The following is a 21,706-nucleotide window of genomic DNA, read 5'->3' as shown; positions in this document are numbered from 1 at the left end:
TTGACCTTGGCTAACGTAACCAGAATTGCGCTTATCGGTAATCCCAATGCAGGGAAGTCTTCTTTGTTCAATACCTTAACGGGCTTGAACCAAAAAACAGGCAATTTTCCTGGTGTGACTATGGACAAATTGACAGGGGTTTGGGAGCTTGAACCAGGTCGAAATGTGGAAGTGTTGGATTTGCCAGGTATCTACAGTATCTATCCTAAGTCCATCGATGAGGAATTAGTGATCAATATCTTAGCCAATCCCAAGCACCCTGATTATCCTGATATGGCCATCGTGGTGGCGGACGCCTCCAATTTAAAGCGAAATTTATTGTTGTTTTCTCAGGTGCGCGACTTAGGGATTCCTACAGTCTTAGCATTGAATATGATTGATGTGGCTGAAAACCAAGGTTATGTCATCAATTCATTGAAGCTAGCCCGTGAGTTAAACGTGGAGGTAGCGGAAATCAATGCCAAAAAAGGAATTGGTGTAGGTGGATTAAAGTTGGCCGCCATCAAAACCTTAAAACATCGCTATGCTTCCAATGATGCCTTACCTTTGCCTGTGTCCGAACAATTGATCGAGGATGTCCAGAAGCAGTTTGGGGAAGCAGATCCATATAGGTCTTTGTTGTGGTTGATGGAACATGATCGAATGAAAATGTTCAGTGAAGAGCAACGTGAATCATTTGATCATTTGATGGAAAAGCATCATTTTGAATCAAAAAAATATAAATCGGCGGAAACTGTCAGGCGATATGAGCAGATTTCGGAAGTGGTAGAGCGCTGTGTCATCAACCTGAATAGACAGTGGGATGCCGAACCGGTGAAAACTTGGACAGACCGGCTCGATAAGGTTTTTATACACTCTTTCTGGGGGTATTTAATTTTCTTGTCCATATTGTTTGTCATGTTCCAAGCCGTTTTTACTTGGGCAACCTACCCCATGGATTTGATCGATGGCGGAGTGGCGCAGTTGAACGACTGGTTAAAGGAAATTTTACCAGAATCTGCTCTGACAGGATTGTTAACTGACGGTTTAATTGCGGGAGTTGGAGGTGTTCTGATATTCGTTCCACAAATAGCCTTCTTGTTTCTGTTTATCTCTTTGTTGGAAGAGACGGGTTACATGTCTAGAGTCATGTTCATCATGGACAAAATGATGCGGAGATTTGGTTTAAATGGTAAATCGGTAGTTCCTCTTATTTCTGGTATTGCTTGTGCTGTTCCAGCCATTATGAGTACCCGTTCCATTGGTTCATGGAAAGATCGATTGATTACCATTTTGGTTACCCCTTTGATGTCTTGTTCGGCGCGATTGCCAATTTATACCGTTTTGATTGCCTTGGTGGTACCTGAGAAAAACACTTTGTTTGGAGTTTTCAATTTACAGGGCGTAGCGCTGTTTGGTTTGTATTTATTAGGCTTTTTCATGGCTTTGTTTTCTGCTTGGGTATTGAAAAAAATCTTGAGAGCCAAGGAGAGAAGCTATTTCATCATGGAATTGCCTACTTACAAAGGGCCTAGATTCAAACATGTGGCCATTTCGATTTATAATTCCGTTCGAGCTTTTGTGTTTGAGGCGGGTAAAATCATCGTAGCCATTTCCATTGTTTTATGGGTATTCGCTAGCTATGGACCTGGCGATAGCATGGCCAAGATTGAGGAGCAAGTGAGAGTAAACAATCCGAGTTTGACAGGGGTGGATTTAACGAATAAAATCGCTTCAGAGAAATTAGAAAACTCCTATGCGGGTCATTTTGGGAAATTGATTGAACCGGCTATCAAGCCATTGGGATACGATTGGAAAATAGGGATTGCTTTAATTACTTCTTTTGCTGCTCGCGAGGTTTTTGTAGGAACTATGTCTACCATTTATAGTTTAGGAGGCGAAGTTGATGATGAAAATGCCACCATCAAGAATCGTATGCGCGCAGAGATTAATCCAGATACCGGAAAACCGATGTATGATGCCGCGCTTGGTTTCTCTCTTTTGATTTTTTATGCCTTCGCCATGCAATGCATGAGTACATTGGCTACCACATATCGTGAAACGAAGTCTTGGAAATATCCTTTGATTCAATTTGGTTACATGACCACTCTGGCTTATGTAGCGGCCTTTTTGGTTTACCAAATTTTATCCTAATTACATTCTGAAAGGAATGGATGTGGCCGCTAGATTGCTGGAGCCTTTAGCTAGGAGCTTGCCTTCTGCATTGTACATTTTAGCTTCTACATTGGCTACTTTTTTACCTACCCGAAAAACTTCGGAAACTACCGTTATTTTCTCGCCAGCCTTAGCTCCATATAGGAAGTCGATGCTTAGGTTAATAGTCACATAAAGGTGTTCAATTTCACAGGTTATGAGTGTAGTTCCCATCATCTCATCTAACAGCATAGAAATAACTCCTCCATGTAAAACGCCCGCATGGTTGCATTGGTCTTCTCTTACCTCAAACTCAGCAGTCATAGAACCCGCAGAAACTGATTTCAAGATTCCGTCCAAATATCGGGTGATGGGATTCGGGTTTTCGTCCCCCATTTTTTTGCCGATGTATTGAGATAAAAAGGCAATAGTTTTTTCGTTTGCTTTCATGATATGAATGTGTAGGCGGTATTGTTACTATTTAAGGACGAGTCCAAGTACTTGTTCTTCCGAACATGGCTACTCCCACAAATCCCCGGATGTCTAGGGTTTTGTTATTGTCCTTTATTTTGAGAATGCAGTCATAGGTTTTCCCGGAATGTGGATCATAAATGGTTCCATTTTCCCATGCAGAGCCCGTAAAACTAAAATCTTTTAGGATTACTGCGCCTAATAAGTCCCGACTTTTTAGGGCTTCATTTGGATTTTTTGTATCCTTTTTGCCAGGAGTTTTGCTCCAGGAGATTTTTCCATAAAATTTATCTCCCTGCTTATAAATCGTAATTTTCCCATCTTTCTGTTGAGAAATCCAATCCCCCAAAATAACGTCACTGGGCGGTTCAGCTAGGCTGATGGTCACGAAAAGGCAGTTAAACAACAGGAGTAAAATCGCGTTTTTCATACGTTTATTTTTTACAAATATACAAAAGGATATGTTCTTTTGAGCTTTCCATAGAATTGGATTATAGGAGGTTTGGCTCAATCAGATGTAATGCTTAATTTTGTAGGATAGCAAGAAAACTACTAGTCAACAAAATAACCTAATGATTGTTTCTATATGAACTATAATTTATCGCAAATACCTGAAAGATTTGAGAAGCCACGTCAGAAGGGCTTGACCATGGTTATGGACAAAGGGCTTAGCCTTCGACAAGTCGAAGATTTTTTAGAGGTCGCGGGAAGTTATACGGATTTAGTGAAACTGGGTTGGGCAACATCTTATGTGACGCCCAACTTAAAAGAGAAGTTAGCTATTTATAAGTCAGCGGGTATTCCAGTTTATTTTGGAGGAACTTTATTTGAGGCATTTTACATCCGTGGTCAAGTGGATGAGTACCGCCGTGTATTGGATCAATACGGGATGGAATATGCAGAAATTTCGGATGGTTCAGTAGAGATGAATTCAGATGTAAAGTGTGAATTTATTCATCAATTATCTAAGCAGGTAACTGTCCTTTCGGAGGTAGGCTCTAAAGATGAAGCCAAAATTATTCCTCCTTACAAATGGATAAAGTTGATGCGCATGGAGTTGGAAGCAGGTGCATGGAAGGTGATTGGAGAAGCTAGAGAGGGTGGTAATGTGGGTTTATTCCGTTCCTCTGGCGAAGTTCGTCAGGGTTTAGTGGAAGAAATTTTAACAGAAATTCCAGAGGAGAGCATTATTTGGGAGGCACCACAAAAATCCCAGCAAGTATGGTTTGTAAAATTGGTAGGAGCTAATGTTAACGTAGGTAATATTGCACCTAATGAGGTGATTTCCCTAGAAACAATTCGATTAGGTCTGCGCGGAGACACCTTTGACCATTTCTTAACCAAATAGAGTTAAGCCCCGAGTTTTCGGGGTTTTTTATGTCACCTAATGGAACAATCATGTTACAACAAGCTTTAGATTTATTAAAAGATCCTCTTCATTTTTTGACTGAATTTATCGCAGCTCATGGCTCCTTAACTTATGCCTTGTTGTTCGCGATTGTGTTTATGGAGACGGGTTTGGTGGTTACCCCTTTGCTACCAGGAGATTCCTTGCTTTTTTCGGTTGGTCTAATTGCTGCTGCTAGCGGACAGTTATCTGTCGTGATTGTGATTCCTATGTTGATCTTAGCCGCGCTGAGTGGCGATCAAGTGAATTATTTCATGGGGAAATATTTCAGTGCTTATGTACGCTCAAAAGATAAGATCTTATTTTTGAAACGTTCCCATTTTGAGGAAACAGAGAAATTTTATGAAAAGTATGGGGTGAAAACAGTGATTATCGCGCGTTTTGTACCTATTGTACGAACTGTGGCGCCTTTTGTGGCTGGTGCAGGTCGTATGTCCTATTCGGTATATTTGTTGTTTGGTTTTCTCGGGGCTTGCCTTTGGGTTACCAGCATAACCTTGGCAGGGTATTTTCTAGGAGACAATGACTGGGTTAAGTCCAACTTTGAAAAGGTGGTTCTAGGTATCGTGGGAGTCTCTGTTTTGCCCATTATTTTAGGAATTGTTAAACAAAAGTTTTCTTCTAAATAGTATGTCTATTTCTCATCTCTATGGTTTATTGGGTTACCCATTAGGGCACTCCTTTTCCAGAAAGTATTTTACTGAGAAATTTGAAAACCTGGCTTTGTCAGAGAGTCATGAATATAGACAATTTGAAATACCTCAAATAGAGGATTTTTTGCAGGTGAAAGCTGAACATCAAGGCATTTTAAAAGGCCTAAATGTTACTATTCCATACAAGCAACAAATCATTCCTTTGTTGGATGAACTGGATCCAGCTGCCGCTAAAATAGGGGCGGTGAATACCATCAAAATATACCCGGAAGGTAAAACTAAGGGCTTTAATACGGATTATTGGGGTTTTCGCCAAACTATTGAAACTTGGGATGCTTATTCATTATTCAAGTCGAAAGTCGCCGTAGTTTTAGGTCAGGGAGGAGCCGCCAAAGCGATTATTGCAGCCTTAGAAGATCTCGGGATGTCGGTTTGGAAAGTCTCGCGAACGCCTGAGGAAGGACAAATCTCCTATGAAACGCTGGCTTTGCAAATGGATGAAGTGGGCCTGATAGTTAATTCAACCCCTCTTGGGATGTACCCCAAGGTGGACACTTTCCCACCTATTGATTATTCTCGCTTAAAGAGTCAACATTATTTGTATGACATTGTATATAATCCATTGCGTACGGCTTTTTTGGAAAAAGGTATAGCACATGGTGTGGGCGGAATCTATGAAGGCCTAGCCATGCTGCATGGACAAGCAGATAAAGCTTGGGAAATTTGGAATGCTTAACGCAAATAAACGCCTAGTTTGGACTGATCAGACAATACCACTTCTACGTGTTCGGAGAGAGTCGTGGATAATTGATATCCAATATAGTCAGCTGAAATGGGGAATTTTCGGTAATTTCTATCGACTACCACAGCTACCTGAATTTTTTTGACATGCATACTTAGAAAAGGAGCTAGGCTGTAAGAAAAAGTTCTCCCTGTATTCAATACATCATCCACCACTATGATTACCTTTCCCTCAAATATGCTTTTGTCGCAATCAAACTGAACAGGACTCTCATATGGAATTTCTTTGTTCAGTTGAATGGCCACTGCTTGAGCTTTAATGGAAGAAATTTCCAAGATATTTTGACAGAGCAATTTGGCTAGAGAATAGCCCTCCCCAACGATTCCAGCAATGATGATTTCACTTTCTTCAAAGTTGTTTTCAAAAATTTGAAAAGCAATTCGACGAATTTTTTGGAGCAATGCAGGACCGTCAAGTATTTGTTTGGAATTCATGCAGATAGGATTCATTCAAAATAGCCTCTGAAATTACCAAAAAGTATTCAAATTTTGTACCTTTGCGACTTATTTAGCGATTAAAATACAGAAATATGGCCAAAATGTATGGGGCACAGCAGCGAGTGCAGCAAGCACCAAGTAACCCCTTAGCAATTAAGACAAAGAAATTCTGCCTTGAAAAGAATAAGTACATCGGATTGTGCATGCGCCAGCTTTTCTCTAATCAATGGAAATGGTCCTTTTTACCTTTGGCATTGATTTTAGGTAATGTGGCTTTGAATCTAACGGCTGTATATAAAAATTACTGGATTTATATTTTTATAGTGGTAGGTGTGATCGGATATATTCTATTCTGGTTAATTCAATTTACAGGTATTACTCAATTAGCTCAGTACAAACAATTGTTTGATAAGTATCGCTATGAGATTGACAGTAGACAGATTTTCATGAAAATCTCTGATAAAGAAGGGGGGATGATTAAGTGGGATATGATACTTAGTGTATATAAGGATAAAGATGCTTATGTATTAACTATGGGTAAATATCAATTCATTCATTTGCCTTTTAGCGTATTTACGAGTGATAATGACCGTAAATTGATGGATAAGATATTGCGTGACAAAGGTTTACTAGTCCAGTAATAGCTCAAATAATCCAACATGGGAAGGATATTGGCCATCGATTATGGCTTAAAACGTACGGGAATTGCGGTTACAGATCCTTTGCAGATTATAGCAAATGGCTTAGATACTGTTCCTTCTCACCAGTTGTTGTCTTTTTTGGCTAATTATATAGCAAAAGAGCCCGTGGATGAAATGGTGATTGGGATGCCTAAGAACTTAGACAATACTGATACCGATTCTACCCAGGCCGTTAGGCAAGTGGTGAAACAGATTCAAAAGAAATTTCCGACAGTACCCCTAATCTTACATGATGAGCGTTTTACTTCACAGATGGCCATGAAGGCTATGATTGACGGGGGGATGTCTAAAAAAGACAGAAGGGTAAAGGCCACGGTGGACCGAGTCTCGGCGACCATCATTTTGCAATCCTATATGGAATCAAAATAGCATAAAAAAGCCCTCAATTTGAGGGCTTTTCTTTATTTCTGAACCACTTTCGCAAATCGGTGATAGAAAGGAGTTTTGCTATTTTCAGACTTAGGTTTGAACTTACCAGTTATGATAGGTACGTACATAACACGTCTACGGGATTTTTCTCCAAAGTTAGGAGATACTTCCACTCGGTGCCACAAACGACCATCATGTATGGTTAAGTCACCACGCTCAATTTCAAACGCTACTTCACGAGGATCCGGACGGTGATCTATGAATTGTTTTTTGCCAAATAATAATTTAAGCACACTTTGATTCTGGGTACCAGGAATCACGCGAAGTCCCCCATTAGCAGAAGGGCAGTTGTCTAAGTGAATACCCACGTTTAACATCGGTAAAATCTTTTGACCTAAAAATAAGTCGCGTGGACTATCCGTATGCCAACCCATTTGGGTGAACTTAGAATTAGGTTGATTTACGTAATGGTTAAACACTAAACCATCTTTTTCATCTTCACTAATCCTACCTTCATATGGAGCCAAAAACTCAGTAAGCATTTGCAAACGAGGATCTTTCAAAAATTCACCTAAAACCGTGCTGTGTTTATTGGTAAAACACATGCGTTGAATCATGTCATTACCCTGAGGATCTTTTCCGAATTTAAGAGGTATTCCGTTGATTTTCTCCACTTTATCCGCTAACCATTTCTTCTCAATTTGAGCTAATTCTTGAATAAATAATTCAGCTGTTTCATTGGTAATGAAACCCTTAAACTGAATAACTCCATGTTTTGTAAAGTAGTCTTTCTGCTCTTGGGTTATTTCACTACCTAAAGTAAATGTCTTGTATTCAAACTTTGGTGATGATTTTTTCATATTCTATGGCCAACTTGGCGGATTTTGTTTCTCGCTAAGTAATTGGTTTGCTAATTATAAATTTGGACTTGCAAGATACGCCAATGTTACTAAAATTTGATTATTATACCCTAATTTTCTGATGAAAATCATGATATTTTAGAGATAGTTTGTGGAAAAAATAGCAGCTTTGTATTTCATTTTCAGCCTGTAGGAAAATGTTAGCCAATCAAATTTTTTAATACAATTTTATCATGTCTAAGTACCTGTTTTTAATTTTTATATTTCTCCCTTTTCTATCCTTTTCACAATCAGATTATTTACATCGCAAGGGCACATTTTTTGTATTTTGGGGTTATAATCGATCTGCCTATCCGAATTCTGATATTCGTTTTCAAGGTCCAGGGTATGATTTTACCCTCTCATCGGTTCATGCCAGTGATTCTCCTACACAGTTCGACGGCTTTGAAACGTATTTTAATCCATCCTTATTTTCTATCCCTCAGTTTAATTTACACGGAGGTTACTTTTTCCGTGATAATTGGTCCTTTAGTTTGGGCTGGGACCACATGAAATATGTTATGACTCCGGATCAGGTCTCTCACATCACGGGACATATTGATCCACAAGTATCTAATCCGCAAATTTCTGTTAATCCTGCATACGTAGGTAATTATTCCAATACTCCCTTCATCATAGAATCAAGAGATTTTCTACAATATGAGCATACAGATGGTTACAATTATGCCGCTGTGGAAATTGAAAATTATCAACCTATCTGGAAAAAAGCTAACTCCAGAAAACAGTTGGACTGGATCAATGGGGTAGGTATTGGAGCCGTTGTACCAAGATCAGATGTCCGACTTTTTACCGTTGGAACCAATAATTTCTGGAATTTGGCAGGAGCGGGAGCTTCCTTAAAATCGGGATTGCGATTGAATTTGAGTAAGCTTTTGTTCTTCGAGGCCATGTTCAAGGGAGGTTATACCAATTTGTGGGAAGTACATACCACAGGTAGATCAGTTGACCATGCTTCTCAAAGCATTTGGTTTGGGGAATTTTATGGAGCCCTTGGTTTTTCAATAGGAAAGGCTAAATAAATTTTTAGTTTAGTCTAAAAATTTGTAAACTCGCAGTATGTTGCGAGCAAAATTCTTTTTCCTGGTATTTTCTTTGTTCAGTTTTTCCTTGTTGGCCCAGCAAGAAGGCAGGTTGGAAACCGACCGCCCAGACCAAACAGAATGTCCCTTCATTGTCAAAAAAGGCTATATTCAAATGGAATGGGGCTTTAATCGACAAGTGGAATCAGGGGTTCTTTCCTGGACTTATCCTACTTCATTGATGAAGATAGGATTAGGTAAGCGCTGGGAAGCCCGATACACATCTGTTTGGGGAAGAGAAGAAGGTCAATCCACTTACCAATCCGATGCCGTTGGTTTCAAGTATGCTTTATTGTTTCCAGAAAAATCCTTTGCTCGTGTGTCGCTCATTGCACATTATCGAATCAATGATCAAAAAAGAGATGAGAGTGAAAGGAATAATCAGCGACATTCAGTAGGAGATTTCGTTTTTACTGTACAGCATGATTTTGCCAAAGGATTTGGTTTAGGTTATAATGTAGGGGCAGAGATGCACAGCAATGGTACAGCCGAATGCATTTATCGTTTTGCACCAAATATGAACATTGGTAAACGAGGATATGCTTATGTGGAGGTTTTCGGTAGGGTGCCATCTTCCAGTCAGACAGACCAATGGGTAGATGGTGGTCTGGCTTATTATATCAGTGATGACCTCAAGTTGGATATTTCTGCGGGAAAAAGTTTGCAGTCTGAGCAGACTTGGTATGTAGCTCTAGGTTTATCCTTCCGATTTAAAGTTTTTTAGCTGGTAGTTTAAAGAGCTTGGTACAAATGCTTAAATTGCTACAATGAATTCACGGAATGCCGGTTTAGGCGTATTTCTTTATTTTTTGTTGGCCTTTCAAGCTTTGATGGCTCAAAGCAAGGTCGATTTTTCTATACAGATTGGTTCCAAGAACATTAATCAAGACGAAAATTTCATCATATCGATTACAGTACCAGCCAATGGAAATACCCCTGAGTCCATCACCTACAAATTCCCTGAATTACCCAATTTTCAGAAGTTGGGAATTAGTCGAGGCAAATCTTCCAATTACCAAAATGGTCAAATAGAACAACGGGTCATTTATTCTCAGCATTATCAACCCATCGGCGTGGGGCAATTTTATATTCCCTCCGAGGAAGTGGTTGTGAATCAACAAGTTCAAAAATTTGATCCTTTTTATGTTTCTGTTAGTCCAAGCAATGGATTGGCCACATCAGAAAGTAATTCAGACGAGGTTTCTATCTCCAATGAGCTTTTGGCTAAGGCTAACCAGCCTTTTTTATTGGTTTCTAGCAATCATATCCGACCTTTCGTTGGTCAAGGATTTACATTGAAATTCTCCTTGTTTGTTCCAGAGAGCAATACTCAGGAATTGGCTTTTGATCGAAATGATATACAATTACCTAAGTTGATACAGCAATTAAGGCCCAGGAATTGCTGGGAGGAAAGCTTTGGATTACAAGTGGAAAAGGTTTCTCAAGTGGAAATTAAACGAAAGAAATATACGGAATACCGTTTTTTCCAAGCTACCTATTTTGCCCTAAATGATCGGCCCATTCAAATTCCTTCCTTGAGTTTACAAATTCTAAAAAAGGAAAAAGTAGCGGGTGAATTAAAGTCCATTCCCATTATTTTTAAATCTCCAGCTTTACTAATTCAACCGAGGTCTTTGCCCAATCATCCATTGGCTTCCAAAGTGCCCGTGGGAGTGTATGAGTTGAAAGAGTCTATTTCAAAAAAACAGGCAAAAACGGGAGAAAACTTGGTGTACACCTCCAGTGTCATAGGTGATGGGAATGGTATTTTATGGGATTCCAAGGGACTTGACTCAGATTATTTCTTAGATTTTAATCGATTGTCTACGCAAAGTTCCGTCTATCCCTCCATGGACAAAATGTTTGGTGATAAAACAGAAATTATTCAGATTATTCCTAAACAACCGGGTAAATTTGCATTAAAGCAGTATTTTTACTGGATTTATTTCAACACACGGACTGAAAAGTTTGATACCCTAAGATCTAAAATTAACTTAGAAATAAAGGGGCAGCCCTCGGATTCTCGAGTGAATACCGAAAGAGAAATGGAGGGTTTATATCGGGGTATCGAAAATTTACGTTCCGATGAAGTGGTTTGGAATCGTTGGGCAAATTGGAGGCAATTAGCGAATTTGACCATTTTTTCAATTTTTGTAGTCTTGGTTTTCCTAGTTTGGAAGACAAAAAAATAATGGATATGGGGAGTATTTACGGGAAAATATTTCAGATTAGTACCTTTGGTGAATCTCACGGGGCAGCCGTGGGTGTAGTAGTGCAAGGTTGTCCGGCAGGGATCAATTTTGATTTGGATTTTATTCAATCCGAATTAGATCGCAGAAAACCAGGTCAGTCCAGAATTACGACCCAAAGAAAAGAAGCCGATAGCGTGGAAGTGTTATCTGGCGTTTTTGAAGGAAAAACGACTGGAACTCCCATAGCCATGTTGGTTTGGAACGGTGACCAAAGGTCAAAAGATTATTCCCACATTGCCGACCAATTTCGCCCTTCTCATGCAGATTATACTTATTTTATAAAATATGGCTTGCGGGATTATCGGGGTGGGGGCCGTAGCTCTGCTAGGGAAACGGTGGCTAGGGTAGCGGCAGGTGCATTGGCCAAATTGGTATTAGCTCAATTAGGTGTAGATATAAAAGCTTATGTTTCTCAAGTGGGCACCTTGAAGCTTCAAACACCTGTGGAGCAATTGGATTTGAGTCTAACTGAATCGAATGCGGTTCGTTGCCCTGATCCTACTATGGCTGAGCAGATGTTTCAATACATAGATGAAATTAGAAAACAGGGAGATTCCGTTGGTGGAGTCATTTCTGCCTATATCAAGGGATGTCCTGCTGGTTTAGGTGAACCTGTATTTGATAAATTACATGCTGAATTGGGTAAAGCCATGCTAAGTATCAATGCTGTCAAGGGATTTGAATATGGAAGTGGATTTGATGGCGTTGCCTTGAGAGGTTCAGAGCATAATGATGTCATAGTGAAAGATGCGGATGGAAAAGTTAGGACCTTAACCAACCACTCAGGAGGGATACAAGGAGGCATTTCTAATGGTGAACCTATTTATTTCCGTGTGGGATTTAAACCGGTCGCTACTATTATGCAAGACCAAGATAGTATCAACGAGAAAGGAGATAAAATTACCGTTTCGGGTAAAGGGCGTCATGACCCTTGTGTGGTGCCCAGGGCTGTTCCTATTGTGGAGGCCATGGCTGCATTGGTTCTAGTGGATTTTTATTTGAGAAATCGAGTAATACAGATGCCCGCCTAATGCATAGTCAGGAAGATGAATATTACATGGGTTTGGCACTTGTACAAGCTCAAAAGGCTTTAGACGAAGAGGAGATTCCTGTGGGTGCTGTGGTGGTTTGTCAAGGTAAGGTAGTGGCGAAAGCCTACAATCAAACAGAGGTTTTAACGGATGTAACCGCACATGCCGAAATGATTGCGATTACTTCAGCGGCTCAAACCATTGGAGCTAAATATTTAAAGGATTGTACCATGTATGTGACTTTAGAGCCATGTTTAATGTGTGCAGGAGCCTTATATTGGTCTCAATTAGGCCGTTTGGTTTATGGAGCCAAGGAAGAAAAACGAGGTTTTGAACGAGTGGGGCAAATGGTATTGCATCCCAAAACGGAAGTACTAGGCGGAGTAAGGGCCAAAGAATCAGAATCTTTATTAAAAGAATTTTTTTCTATGCGCCGCTGAACCGAAATAGTGATTTATTTGTTTTGCTTATCGACGATTTAGTCAAAATAGATTTTTTATTTAAAACATATACATTTTAAAACCTATATTATGGCTTTTGAACTAGCACCCCTACCTTATGCAAATAATGCTTTAGAACCGCATTTTGATGCATTAACCATGGAAATCCACCATGACCGTCACCACAATGCTTACGTGACCAATTTAAATGCTGCAGTAGCAGGTAGCCCATCAGAGGGTAAGACCTTAGAGGAATTGTTTAGTCATGTATCTAGCCTTAGTCCGGCTATCAGAAACAATGGAGGAGGACACTATAACCATGATTTGTTCTGGAATATTTTATCACCAAACGGTGGTGGAGCTCCAGTGGGTACATTAGCGAAAGCTATTGATGCTAAATTTGGTTCTTTTGATGCGTTCAAAGAAGAGTTCAAAAAAGCAGGTATTACTCGTTTTGGTTCAGGATGGGCTTGGTTAGTGGCTCAAAAAGATGGATCTATCGCCGTGTCATCAACGCCAAATCAAGATAATCCATTGATGGATGTGGCTGAAGTGAAAGGTTTTCCAGTGATTGGTTTGGACGTTTGGGAGCATGCTTATTACTTGAAATTCCAAAATAAACGTCCTGATTATGTAGATGCATTTTGGAATGTAATTGACTGGAATGCGGCTGAAAAGAGATATTTAGCAGCACAGAAATAAAAGTTATGGGGGTAAAATTTGATTTTATCCCCAATTTTTTTCTATTCAGACTTGCGATATACCTTGATTTGTGTATTTTTGCAATCCCAAATGGCGGTTGTAGCTCACTCGGTTAGAGCACTGGTTTGTGGTACCAGGGGTAGTGGGTTCGAATCCCATCATCCGCCCAAAAAGTCTCAGTTTTTACTGAGACTTTTTTGTTTCCTGACTTTTGTTTTTTTAGCATCCACCTGATCAAAGAATCTGGAGGTAAACCCAATAAAATTTGGCCAATTGGGTCCCGTAACATGCCCCTTATCATGCATGCGATAGGCGAGATTTCCCTCAATAAGAGCTTCATTGATCTTGGGTGCTTCAGTGGAAACAAGCCCTTTTTTGCCCAATAGCTCATATACTGGACTAGCTTCCTTGGCCGCTAGAAACATTCCATAGGGATCTGTCCATTGGTCGCCATTTCCTCCCACTCCGATATACATAGGTCTTGGAGCGATCAGAGCAATCAACTCATGCGCATCGATGGGTAAATCATTCCATTGTAATGGACCGGCATATTTGAGAAAATTCCCTGCCATCCAATGATATTCATTTTTGGCTGCGACGTTTTCAACGGTCTCACCAAAATTTCTTCGATATAATTTTAATCCAGCTGCACCGGATGAACAAATATAGCCTATGGCAAAGCGAGAATCCATGGCCATGGCTAGGGCTGCGGCTTTACCATAGCGGGAATGTCCCGTAATTCCTACTTGGGTATATTTGATTTGAGGTAAATTTTCCAAATAATCTAAGACTTTGCTAGCACCCCAAGCCCAAGCTCTCAAAGCACCCCAATCATCTGGTTTTCTAAATTCTCCTCGGTTCATGAGCCCAATAATTCCTGATCGTAACCCAGCACCATGATCAGCCTGTACTGTGGTGGGATTGAATTGAATGAATGCCCAGCCATTTGCAATAACTTGTTCTGACCAGGGGACTTCATTCGTAGGTGGAGTAGGTCTATTCATTCCAGGAGGAAATATCCACGTGAATTCCATTATGGCAGGCACCGGTTTATTGATATCTGTCCTAAATCCAATGCTAATTTCCAGGTTGACATTAACTGAAGGAAAGCGTTGGTTATTCACAGTGCCTATCAGCTTTTGTATCTCAACAGGGAATCCCGCCATGGTTTTATGTTCTTTAGAAACTATTTCCCAAGAGATTGGAGGGATATTATCAGGTACCCTGCCGTAGATTTCTCTTTCAAAATCTTCTATTATTTCTGGTTTTCGGTGGTAGTACCAGGTTCTTTTGGAGTCAACGGGCTTACCATTGTTTAGTTGTAGTACCTCAGGAAGCTTGGGGTATATATTTGCCTTCGTTTCATCATAATTAGCCGCATTGGAAGCTTGGGGATTACTCCCGTTTACCCCTGCTCGGAGGTGTTGAATGGATAATTGTTTTAGCATCTGCTCATAATCCAATTGCGTCTTTCTTTGTCGATCAGCCAGGACGCTGTCTTGTTCAGAAGTTCTAGCTATCTGGGCCAAGCCAAGAAAAGGTTGCAGTATAAAAAGTAGGAAAAGAAAGACTTGATTAAACTTCATCGTTAGTAATTGATTTAACGATATTAAGAATTTTTTACTCTTGATTTTCAAAATAAGTAAAGCTCCTAAAAAGTAAATGCCCCACCGGGGTGGGGCATCATTCCAAAGATGCTATCTTTGGAGAAGTTCTTGCACAAAGATACAATTCAAGGAAGAAAAAAGTTCATGAATAATAAAAAATATCGTGTAAAGGCCTACGTCGATGGTTCCAATTTATACTTTGGAATGATGGATGCCGGTTTTCGAAATTGTAAGTGGTTGAATGTAGATAAATTGATTAGGAGCTTTTTGCGAGCAAATCAAGAGCTAGTGGAGATTAAGTATTTCACCAGTCGGATTACCCATAATCCTCCCAAACAAAAGCGTCAAACGACTTATTTGGAGGCTTTGGAGTCGACAGGAGTTAATTTAATCTATGGCTCCTACCAGGCTAAATTCACTGATTGCAGAAAGTGTGGTAACAGCTGGGTGATTCCTAATGAAAAAATGACGGACGTAAATTTGGCCACTCATCTCCTGATGGACGCTTTTCAAGATCAGTATGACATCGCTATTGTAGTTTCAGGGGATAGTGATTTTGTACCTTGTATACAAAGTGTCAATGAAAACTTTTTGGATAAATCAGTGGTTGTTTTTTTTCCGCCTCTTCGGAGAAATGAATCAGTGGTTGCTGTGGCGAGGGCATTTCAAATGATTGGACGCAAGAAATTAGTGGAGAATCAATTTCCTTTGCATGTCCGTAAATCCGATGGTTTTGTATTAGAAAGACCTGATGAATGGGCCTAATTTTTAAAAAGAAATAAGATAGCTTATGTCTGGAGTGAATTTAAAAAGATTTCTCATAGTATTATATGCAGCGGGGCTGATTGGGATGAATCTGCCGGCAACCAGTCAATTGTTTGTTTCATTAGTGCCACTTACTCTTTGGTTCACCGGCTTTTTTTGCTTGTATTATTTTCCCAAGCCCAGTATGGCTGCCTATTTAACCTTAGGGTCTATCGTGGTTGCCTCCTGGTTTTTAGAAGTAGTAGGAGTAAGAACGGGAAAGATATTTGGAGAATATTATTATGGCGAAACGCTCGGTTTCAAGGTAATGGAGGTACCCATCACAATAGGACTTAATTGGATGGTGCTTTTATTAGGTTCTAGCGCCGTAGTGGAAGAGTGGAATGTGGGAGGGAAAATTGGAAGGGCAGCTTTAGGAGCGGGCATGATGACGGCATTGGATCTATTAATTGAGCCTGTAGCCATGCATTTTGATTTTTGGCAATGGTCTGGGGGACAAGTACCCTTGCAAAATTTTGGTGCATGGTGGTTAGTTAGTTTCTTTTTTCATTGGGTGTTCCAAAGTGGAGAATTCACGAGCAAATCCTCTTTGTTCAGGTGGATTTTGTTATTACAGTTTATGTTTTTTTTAGGTCATTGGATAATTTTACAATCCTAGTAATAAAACTTAAAACAATTTTAGTCAAATCGTGTTTTCTTAACATTGTTTTTCTAAGGAAATGAGTGTTTATTCGATAAAGGATTTAGAACATCTTAGTGGTATTAAAGCTCACACCCTTCGGATTTGGGAGCAACGTTACGGGATTCTTAATCCAGTTAGGACGGATACCAATATTCGCACCTATGGTGACGAGGAATTAAAGTTGGTGTTAAATATCGCTATTTTACAAAACCGAGGGGACTATAAAATTTCCGAAATTGCCAAAATGAGTGATAGTGAGCGTTCTGCCCACTTATTGCGGCTCTCCGAAGGAACTCTAAATTTTCCTGATCAAATCCAAGCGCTGACCATTGCCATGCTGGAACTGAATGAGGTGATGTTTCAGCAACTTACCAATAATATCATTAGAAAGTATGGATTCGAGGATTTCTTGATTCATATCATTCATCCTTTCATGTTGAGACTTGGAACCTTATGGCTTTCTGGTTCAGTTAGTCCTGCCCAAGAACATTTTATCAGTCATTTAATTCGTCAAAAGGTGATGTCTGAGATAGATCAGTTAGATCTAAGTTTAAAGCCCCATGCTAAGAAATTTCTTCTTTATTTGCCTGATGGCGAATTACACGAAATAAGTTTACTTTTTGCCAATTATTTGTTGCGTTCTAGGAAGCATCAAGTTATCTATTTAGGTCAATCTCTTCCATTGGACGAGTTAGTTTGCGCCTATGACATATTCAAGCCAGATTATGTATTGAGTGTATTTACTTCTCGGCCCAATCCTGAAGAGATCAACGATTATTTAGTAGAATTGACAGATAAAATCCCTGAAGCGAAACTATTACTTACAGGGTATCAAATGATGGCCTTAGAACAAGAGGTCCCTGAGCGCATTCAAGTGCTGAATAATTTTCAGGATTTGATTGATTTGGCTAATGCTAACTAAACTTAGGGTCTAGTTGGGTCGCATCCTCCACAAATTTTTTTACTTCTTGTTCCAGGTTTTTAGGGCAAATCATGAGTGCATTTCCCTGTTCGGCAACAATGTACCCTTGTAAACCTTGTATCACCACGAGTTTGTTATGGGGTGTTTTGATGATACAATTGGTAGTGTCATAAGCGATGACATTTCCTTCAATGACATTGTTGTTGGTATCTTTTTCATTGATTTCATAGAGGGATTGCCAAGTACCTAAATCGGACCAACCAATATCTGAAAGGATAACTTTAACCTCTTGAGCCTTTTCCATGATACCTACGTCTATGGAAATGTTTTTACACACGCCGTATACTTTTTTAATGAAGTCTTCCTCGCCTGGTGTATAATAATGAGCTAATCCCTCCTCAAATTGTTCCGCCATGCGGGATTGGTGTTTCTCTAATTCTTTTTTGAAGGTGGGAAGTTTGAAGATAAAAATCCCGGCATTCCACACATAGTCGCCACTTTCTAAAAAGGCTTGAGCCAATTCAAAATTGGGTTTTTCAGTAAAGGTTTTTACTTTTTGAGCATCTTCTGCAGAGGGTACATATTGAATATAGCCGTAGCCAGTATCTGGACGAGTAGGGATGATGCCCAAGGTGACAAATACCTCTTTTTCAGCTTCTTGAAGGGCTTTTTTAATATTTTCTTGAAAGAGTTGTTCCTTTAAGATAACGTGGTCCGCAGGGGCTACCACAAATTTGGCCTTCTTGTTCTTTTTGGAAATTTTATAGGCCGCATAGGCGATACAAGGGGCCGTGTTTTTACGCTGCGGCTCCTTTAATATTTGTTCATCACTTAAAAATGGCAATTGTTCTTTCACCAAATCAGCAAATTCATCACTGGTCACTACATACACGTTTTCGGAAGGAATGATGCCCTGAAAACGTTCTGCAGTCTGTTGAAGCATCGTTTTACCCACACCTAACACATCGTGAAATTGCTTGGGATTGGTACTTCTGCTAATTGGCCAAAAGCGAGTGCCTATTCCGCCTGCCATGATGATGAGGTAATTGTCTTTCATATGTTCTACTACGTTCAAATATATATTGAAGGATGCAACCTGCTTACTGCATACTTGAAACGAAGAATTTTTCTTTTTTGGTTAACCAAGTACAGAATTTTTTCATTCAAAAATGGAATTCAAAACTAACAAGAATTTTATTGGATGTAAAATAATACCCAATCCATTGGTTTTGACCACCGAAGACTAACTATCAATATTTAAGTATTTATTGAAAAACTAGTAATTTTTTAATAAAATAAGTGGGCAATTCTATTTTCTTCATTAGTTTTGTTTGAGGTCTAGGCCCATATTTAAATTGTTATCTAAATTTATCAACATGAAAAGACTATTTTCCAAATTCCTACCCGCTATTTTAGTCGTGTTTTTGATGAGTTTTTCTGTGATTGCTCAGACCAAAGTAGGGGGGCAAGTATCAGATGCTGCATCCAAAGAAGCTTTAATTGGTGTCAGTGTTGCCGTTAAAGGTAAAGTTATTGGTACTATTACTGATGCCAAGGGAAATTTTTCCTTGAGTACATCCACTCCAACACCATTTACTTTGGTAATTTCCATGGTGGGATATGAGAGGCAAGAAGTTAATGTCACTGGTAACAAAACCGACTTAAAAATTAGTCTTAAAGAGCAGTCTGTCTTGGGTCAAGACGTAGTAGTTTCGGCCAGTAGAGTGGAAGAAAGCGTGATGAAATCTCCAGTATCTGTAGAGAAAATGGATATTAGAAGCATCAGAGAAACTCCATCTGCTTCATTTTATGATGCACTTCGCAATTTAAAAGGAGTGGAATTGGTGACTCAATCAGTTTCATTTTCTTCGGTGAACATGCGTGGATTTGGAAGTAACGGTAACGTGCGTGTAGTTCAGATGATTGATGGTATGGATAACCAAGCCCCAGGTTTGAACTTCTCTGTAGGTAATATTGTCGGTATTTCTGAATTGGACTTAGAAAACGTGGAGGTTTTGCCAGGAGCATCTTCTGCCTTATATGGTCCTAATGCCATGAATGGTATCTTATTAATGAACTCTAAGAGCCCATTCTTATACCAAGGATTAAGCGCACAAGTGAAAGGTGGTTTTATGGATGCACCCAACCGTACCGTCCAAAACACTCCTTACAGCGATATTTCTCTTCGTTATGCCAAAGCGTTCAATAATAAATGGGCATTCAAATTGAATTTCAATACATTGAGTGCGGAAGATTGGCAAGCATCTGATTACCGTGACCAAAGTTTATTGAATGGAAGAACGTTGGATTTTGGGGGTCGTTCTACCAACTTGGCATATAATGGTGTAAACATCTATGGTGATGAGACCAATGTGAACATGTTAAGCTCCCTGACTCCATTGTTAGGCGATCCTACAAACCCTTTGACGGCAGGTATAAATCAGATATCTAGAGCTACGGGAGGTTTATTGTCTCCTTCGGCTATTTTAGGTTACATTGTACCTAATGTCAACATCTCACGTGAAGGATATGCTGAGCGCGATTTGGCTTCTTACGCTAATCGTAATATGAAGTTCAATGCAGCCTTGCATTACCGTTTTAACGACAAAGTGGAATTGATTTTACAAGGTTCTTATGGACAAGGAACTACAGTTTATACAGGTGCTGACCGTTATTCAATCAAGAACTTTAGTATGGGCCAATACAAGGCTGAATTAAAAGGATCGAACTTCTTTGTAAGAGCTTATACTACCCAGGAGAATTCTGGAGATGCTTATGCTACGGGAACATTAGGTCAATTAGTGAATGAAGCCGCTAAGCCTAGTACTTCATGGTACCCTCAGTATTTCTCGACTTTTGCTGGCCAGGCATTGACTAATTTTGGAACGGTATTAGCAACCACCTTGGCACAAACAGGTAATCCAACCTTAGCAGTAGGTAATGCCATTGCAACAACTCAGGCGGCTTTCCCAACTTATCATAACAATGCACGCGCTACAGCGGATGTGGGTCGCTTGATTCCAGGAACTGCTGCATTTACTAATGCGGTGGAGGCAATCAAAGGTAAGCCACTTCCACAGGGAGCAAGATTCTTAGATAAGTCGGCTTTGTACCACTATGAAGGTATGTACAACTTCACGGAGGCAATGAATAATAAATTAGAAATGATTGTTGGGGCCAATTACCGTATTTATGCTTTGAACTCAGAGGGAACTTTATTTGCCCGTCAAGATAATGGCCAAGAATTTTCCATTCATGAGTATGGTGGATACTTACAATTAGCCAAGAAGATGTTCCAAGATAAATTTAAATTGACTGGTTCCATGCGTTATGATAAAAACGAGAACTTCGAAGGACAATTTAGCCCAAGAATTTCTGGGGTTTTAACCGTAGGTCAGTCAAATTTCAGAGCGTCTTATCAAACAGGTTTCCGTATTCCTACCACGCAAGATCAGTACATCGACTTGAATACTCCATCTGCTCGTTTATTGGGAGGACTTCCAGTAGTACAAGATCGTTATAAATTGTCAGGCAACTCCTTTACTTTACAATCGGTGTTAGCTGGAAAGCCTGAAGTATATACGGCTAAAGCTTGGAAGCCTGAGCAGGTTCGTACTTTTGAAGTGGGTTACAAAGGAAACTTAGGCAATAACTTATTGGCGGATTTCTACTACTATCAAAGTACCTTCACGAATTTCTCAGCAGGTCAAGTGGTAGTACAAACTCCACAGCAGCATAGAGACAATACAGTGGTAGGTAATAAAGTTTTCTCATTCCCATCTAATGTAGACAACTTGGTGAAAACTAGCGGCTGGGGTTTGAGCTTAGATTACCGTTTGCCATCTAACTGGACTTTAGGAGGTAATGTATCTTATAACACAGTGAATGATAATGGAGGATTAAGCAATTATCAATTGGCATATAACACTCCAGCTTACCGTACCAACCTTACTTTAGGTAACCGTAATATTGGTGGTTCAGGATGGGGCTTTAGCACTGTATGGAGATACCAAGATGAGTACGTTTGGCAGTCAAGTTTTGTAAATCAAATCTTAAATCAAACCCAACAAAGTATTATACCATCGTTTAGTACTTTAGATGCTCAAATCAGCAAGAAGGTAGCTAGCATTAAGTCCATAGTAAAAGTAGGGGCTTCTAACTTGTTGGGAACTGCTTATACTACTGGATGGGGTAACCCAACGGTGGGAAGTATTTACTACGTAAGTATTACGTTTGACGAGTTGTTGAACAAATAATATATTTCAGATTAATTTTTATTGAGGCTGTCCTACTAGGACGGCCTCTTTTTTTGTATTTTTATGGATTGATTTG

22 protein-coding genes and 1 tRNA gene are annotated in these 21,706 nt (G+C 39.7%); 17 read left to right on the top strand and 6 right to left on the bottom strand.

Features of this window, described 5'->3' with window-relative positions:
• Positions 1 to 6: 6 nt before the first annotated feature.
• Complete coding sequence (feoB, locus tag ESB04_RS04680; RefSeq protein ID WP_317127018.1) at positions 7 to 2,133, top strand: ferrous iron transport protein B; 2,127 nt, start codon at positions 7 to 9, stop codon at positions 2,131 to 2,133.
• On the opposite strand, the gene ESB04_RS04675 is transcribed toward feoB, so the two are convergent.
• Together ESB04_RS04675 and ESB04_RS04670 are read right to left on the bottom strand one after the other, a co-directional pair.
• Entirely contained in the window at positions 2,134 to 2,583 is a 450-nt protein-coding gene (locus tag ESB04_RS04675) for a PaaI family thioesterase (protein ID WP_129026562.1), read from the bottom strand.
• 31 nt (positions 2,584 to 2,614) lie between these two features.
• On the bottom strand, positions 2,615 to 3,034 hold the full coding sequence (locus ESB04_RS04670) for a DUF2147 domain-containing protein (protein WP_129026561.1): 420 nt from the start codon (positions 3,032 to 3,034) through the stop codon (positions 2,615 to 2,617).
• Between the two features lie 156 nt (positions 3,035 to 3,190).
• Between ESB04_RS04670 and ESB04_RS04665 the strand changes: the two genes are divergently transcribed.
• From ESB04_RS04665 to ESB04_RS04655, 3 genes are read left to right on the top strand one after another with little or no spacing between them, the layout of a single operon-like run.
• Positions 3,191 to 3,952: a phosphosulfolactate synthase gene (locus tag ESB04_RS04665; RefSeq protein ID WP_129026560.1), complete on the top strand. Its 762-nt coding sequence runs from the start codon at positions 3,191 to 3,193 to the stop codon at positions 3,950 to 3,952.
• Positions 3,953 to 4,002: 50 nt separating this feature from the next.
• Positions 4,003 to 4,641, top strand: coding sequence for a VTT domain-containing protein (locus ESB04_RS04660; RefSeq protein WP_129026559.1), 639 nt, complete (start codon positions 4,003 to 4,005; stop codon positions 4,639 to 4,641).
• 1 nt (position 4,642) lies between these two features.
• On the top strand, positions 4,643 to 5,401 hold the full coding sequence (locus tag ESB04_RS04655; protein WP_129026558.1) for a shikimate dehydrogenase family protein: 759 nt from the start codon (positions 4,643 to 4,645) through the stop codon (positions 5,399 to 5,401).
• Here ESB04_RS04655 and ESB04_RS04650 read toward each other — a convergent pair.
• Positions 5,398 to 5,901, bottom strand: coding sequence for a phosphoribosyltransferase family protein (locus ESB04_RS04650; protein WP_129026557.1), 504 nt, complete (start codon positions 5,899 to 5,901; stop codon positions 5,398 to 5,400). The genes ESB04_RS04655 and ESB04_RS04650 overlap by 4 nt on opposite strands.
• A 95-nt stretch (positions 5,902 to 5,996) precedes the next feature.
• Between ESB04_RS04650 and ESB04_RS04645 the strand changes: the two genes are divergently transcribed.
• Positions 5,997 to 6,545, top strand: a complete 549-nt coding sequence (locus tag ESB04_RS04645) for a YcxB family protein (RefSeq protein WP_129026556.1) — start codon at positions 5,997 to 5,999, stop codon at positions 6,543 to 6,545.
• Positions 6,546 to 6,563: 18 nt separating this feature from the next.
• Positions 6,564 to 6,974, top strand: a complete 411-nt coding sequence (gene ruvX, locus ESB04_RS04640) for a Holliday junction resolvase RuvX (RefSeq protein WP_129026555.1) — start codon at positions 6,564 to 6,566, stop codon at positions 6,972 to 6,974.
• A gap of 32 nt (positions 6,975 to 7,006) precedes the next feature.
• Here the strand turns inward: ruvX and ESB04_RS04635 are convergent, their stop codons facing one another.
• Positions 7,007 to 7,834, bottom strand: coding sequence for a phytanoyl-CoA dioxygenase family protein (locus ESB04_RS04635; protein WP_129026554.1), 828 nt, complete (start codon positions 7,832 to 7,834; stop codon positions 7,007 to 7,009).
• 233 nt (positions 7,835 to 8,067) lie between these two features.
• On the opposite strand from ESB04_RS04635, the gene ESB04_RS04630 reads away from it, so the two are divergent.
• The 7 genes from ESB04_RS04630 to ESB04_RS04600 all read left to right on the top strand — a co-directional run bounded on the left by ESB04_RS04630 (position 8,068) and on the right by ESB04_RS04600 (position 13,565).
• Complete coding sequence (locus tag ESB04_RS04630) at positions 8,068 to 8,913, top strand: hypothetical protein (protein WP_129026553.1); 846 nt, start codon at positions 8,068 to 8,070, stop codon at positions 8,911 to 8,913.
• A gap of 37 nt (positions 8,914 to 8,950) precedes the next feature.
• Entirely contained in the window at positions 8,951 to 9,697 is a 747-nt protein-coding gene (locus ESB04_RS04625) for a transporter (protein ID WP_129026552.1), read from the top strand.
• A 43-nt stretch (positions 9,698 to 9,740) separates the two neighbouring features.
• A complete protein-coding gene (locus ESB04_RS04620; protein WP_129026551.1) occupies positions 9,741 to 11,165 on the top strand; it encodes a BatD family protein in 1,425 nt (474 codons plus the stop codon).
• Positions 11,166 to 11,170: 5 nt separating this feature from the next.
• The gene (aroC, locus tag ESB04_RS04615) at positions 11,171 to 12,256 is read left to right on the top strand and encodes a chorismate synthase (RefSeq protein WP_129026550.1); all 1,086 of its coding nucleotides are present in this window, start codon (positions 11,171 to 11,173) and stop codon (positions 12,254 to 12,256) included.
• On the top strand, positions 12,256 to 12,696 hold the full coding sequence (locus ESB04_RS04610; protein ID WP_129026549.1) for a nucleoside deaminase: 441 nt from the start codon (positions 12,256 to 12,258) through the stop codon (positions 12,694 to 12,696). The genes aroC and ESB04_RS04610 overlap by 1 nt, the downstream gene beginning before the upstream one ends.
• Positions 12,697 to 12,786: 90 nt before the next feature.
• Positions 12,787 to 13,398 carry a superoxide dismutase gene (locus ESB04_RS04605; protein ID WP_129026548.1) on the top strand — a complete coding sequence of 204 codons (612 nt, stop codon included), beginning with the start codon at positions 12,787 to 12,789 and terminating at the stop codon, positions 13,396 to 13,398.
• Positions 13,399 to 13,491: 93 nt separating this feature from the next.
• Positions 13,492 to 13,565: transfer RNA gene (locus tag ESB04_RS04600), tRNA-His, on the top strand.
• A gap of 9 nt (positions 13,566 to 13,574) precedes the next feature.
• Here ESB04_RS04600 and ESB04_RS04595 read toward each other — a convergent pair.
• Positions 13,575 to 14,984 (bottom strand): alpha/beta hydrolase family protein, encoded by a 1,410-nt coding sequence (locus tag ESB04_RS04595; protein ID WP_129026547.1) that lies wholly within the window; start codon positions 14,982 to 14,984, stop codon positions 13,575 to 13,577.
• 165 nt (positions 14,985 to 15,149) lie between these two features.
• Between ESB04_RS04595 and ESB04_RS04590 the strand changes: the two genes are divergently transcribed.
• The 3 genes from ESB04_RS04590 (at position 15,150) to ESB04_RS04580 (ending at position 17,374) form a co-directional block, all read left to right on the top strand.
• Positions 15,150 to 15,770, top strand: coding sequence for an NYN domain-containing protein (locus tag ESB04_RS04590; protein ID WP_164969598.1), 621 nt, complete (start codon positions 15,150 to 15,152; stop codon positions 15,768 to 15,770).
• 25 nt (positions 15,771 to 15,795) lie between these two features.
• Positions 15,796 to 16,428, top strand: coding sequence for a carotenoid biosynthesis protein (locus ESB04_RS04585; RefSeq protein ID WP_129026545.1), 633 nt, complete (start codon positions 15,796 to 15,798; stop codon positions 16,426 to 16,428).
• A 61-nt stretch (positions 16,429 to 16,489) separates the two neighbouring features.
• The gene (locus ESB04_RS04580; RefSeq protein ID WP_129026544.1) at positions 16,490 to 17,374 is read left to right on the top strand and encodes a MerR family transcriptional regulator; all 885 of its coding nucleotides are present in this window, start codon (positions 16,490 to 16,492) and stop codon (positions 17,372 to 17,374) included.
• Here the strand turns inward: ESB04_RS04580 and ESB04_RS04575 are convergent.
• Positions 17,367 to 18,431 (bottom strand): mannose-1-phosphate guanylyltransferase, encoded by a 1,065-nt coding sequence (locus tag ESB04_RS04575; RefSeq protein WP_129026543.1) that lies wholly within the window; start codon positions 18,429 to 18,431, stop codon positions 17,367 to 17,369. The genes ESB04_RS04580 and ESB04_RS04575 overlap by 8 nt on opposite strands.
• A gap of 319 nt (positions 18,432 to 18,750) precedes the next feature.
• Here ESB04_RS04575 and ESB04_RS04570 point away from each other — a divergent pair, with 319 nt between their 5' ends.
• Complete coding sequence (locus ESB04_RS04570) at positions 18,751 to 21,630, top strand: TonB-dependent receptor (RefSeq protein WP_129026542.1); 2,880 nt, start codon at positions 18,751 to 18,753, stop codon at positions 21,628 to 21,630.
• Positions 21,631 to 21,706 lie beyond the last annotated feature (76 nt).

Origin of the sequence: Aquirufa rosea, from assembly GCF_004118285.1 — a bacterium.
Lineage (GTDB): Bacteria > Bacteroidota > Bacteroidia > Cytophagales > Spirosomataceae > Aquirufa > Aquirufa rosea.
Note: the sequence above shows the minus strand (reverse complement) of the source record. Positions and strands in the feature narration are given on the sequence as shown.

What these genes read in the sequence shown, in the direction of transcription:
- ESB04_RS04675 (WP_129026562.1), bottom strand. Translation starts at nt 2,583, where the DNA reads ATGAAAGCAAACGAAAAAACTATTGCCTTTTTATCTCAATACATCGGC.
- ESB04_RS04670 (WP_129026561.1), bottom strand. Translation starts at nt 3,034, where the DNA reads ATGAAAAACGCGATTTTACTCCTGTTGTTTAACTGCCTTTTCGTGACC.
- ESB04_RS04665 (WP_129026560.1), top strand. Translation starts at nt 3,191, where the DNA reads ATGAACTATAATTTATCGCAAATACCTGAAAGATTTGAGAAGCCACGT.
- ESB04_RS04660 (WP_129026559.1), top strand. Translation starts at nt 4,003, where the DNA reads ATGTTACAACAAGCTTTAGATTTATTAAAAGATCCTCTTCATTTTTTG.
- ESB04_RS04655 (WP_129026558.1), top strand. Translation starts at nt 4,643, where the DNA reads ATGTCTATTTCTCATCTCTATGGTTTATTGGGTTACCCATTAGGGCAC.
- ESB04_RS04650 (WP_129026557.1), bottom strand. Translation starts at nt 5,901, where the DNA reads ATGAATTCCAAACAAATACTTGACGGTCCTGCATTGCTCCAAAAAATT.
- ESB04_RS04645 (WP_129026556.1), top strand. Translation starts at nt 5,997, where the DNA reads ATGGCCAAAATGTATGGGGCACAGCAGCGAGTGCAGCAAGCACCAAGT.
- ruvX (WP_129026555.1), top strand. Translation starts at nt 6,564, where the DNA reads ATGGGAAGGATATTGGCCATCGATTATGGCTTAAAACGTACGGGAATT.
- ESB04_RS04635 (WP_129026554.1), bottom strand. Translation starts at nt 7,834, where the DNA reads ATGAAAAAATCATCACCAAAGTTTGAATACAAGACATTTACTTTAGGT.
- ESB04_RS04630 (WP_129026553.1), top strand. Translation starts at nt 8,068, where the DNA reads ATGTCTAAGTACCTGTTTTTAATTTTTATATTTCTCCCTTTTCTATCC.
- ESB04_RS04625 (WP_129026552.1), top strand. Translation starts at nt 8,951, where the DNA reads ATGTTGCGAGCAAAATTCTTTTTCCTGGTATTTTCTTTGTTCAGTTTT.
- ESB04_RS04620 (WP_129026551.1), top strand. Translation starts at nt 9,741, where the DNA reads ATGAATTCACGGAATGCCGGTTTAGGCGTATTTCTTTATTTTTTGTTG.
- aroC (WP_129026550.1), top strand. Translation starts at nt 11,171, where the DNA reads ATGGGGAGTATTTACGGGAAAATATTTCAGATTAGTACCTTTGGTGAA.
- ESB04_RS04610 (WP_129026549.1), top strand. Translation starts at nt 12,256, where the DNA reads ATGCATAGTCAGGAAGATGAATATTACATGGGTTTGGCACTTGTACAA.
- ESB04_RS04605 (WP_129026548.1), top strand. Translation starts at nt 12,787, where the DNA reads ATGGCTTTTGAACTAGCACCCCTACCTTATGCAAATAATGCTTTAGAA.
- ESB04_RS04595 (WP_129026547.1), bottom strand. Translation starts at nt 14,984, where the DNA reads ATGAAGTTTAATCAAGTCTTTCTTTTCCTACTTTTTATACTGCAACCT.
- ESB04_RS04590 (WP_164969598.1), top strand. Translation starts at nt 15,150, where the DNA reads ATGAATAATAAAAAATATCGTGTAAAGGCCTACGTCGATGGTTCCAAT.
- ESB04_RS04585 (WP_129026545.1), top strand. Translation starts at nt 15,796, where the DNA reads ATGTCTGGAGTGAATTTAAAAAGATTTCTCATAGTATTATATGCAGCG.
- ESB04_RS04580 (WP_129026544.1), top strand. Translation starts at nt 16,490, where the DNA reads ATGAGTGTTTATTCGATAAAGGATTTAGAACATCTTAGTGGTATTAAA.
- ESB04_RS04575 (WP_129026543.1), bottom strand. Translation starts at nt 18,431, where the DNA reads ATGAAAGACAATTACCTCATCATCATGGCAGGCGGAATAGGCACTCGC.
- ESB04_RS04570 (WP_129026542.1), top strand. Translation starts at nt 18,751, where the DNA reads ATGAAAAGACTATTTTCCAAATTCCTACCCGCTATTTTAGTCGTGTTT.